This is a genomic window from Tepidibacillus infernus (genome assembly GCF_048898065.1).
In the GTDB taxonomy this organism is placed as follows: Bacteria; Bacillota; Bacilli; order Tepidibacillales; family Tepidibacillaceae; genus Tepidibacillus_B; species Tepidibacillus_B infernus.
Map to the genome: position 1 here is coordinate 1 of NZ_JBLWFI010000090.1, position 237 is coordinate 237.

At 30.4% G+C, this 237-nt stretch carries 1 pseudogene; it reads right to left on the reverse strand.

The annotated features are described in order from the left end of the window. A pseudogene (locus TEPIDINF_RS15125) lies at positions 1–237 on the reverse strand (IS4 family transposase); the annotation flags it as partial.

The window sequence follows — 237 nt, forward strand, 5'->3', positions numbered from 1 at the left end:
TTGTTTTACGAAATTTTGCCCATTTGTAATGGGTTAAGTTAAGCGGTAGTGTACTTGAATCAATGATCTTTAATGGCATGTTCTTTCTATTTTTAAAGTGGATTTGTTGAATTTGATAAACAAGATCTATGAATAGGGTTGAAAGAATTTCTGGATTGATTTCATTGTTTTTTCGTGATAATTGAGAGGCACTTATCGATTCAAATCCAAGTGTTTTTTGCAGATCTTCATTAAGTA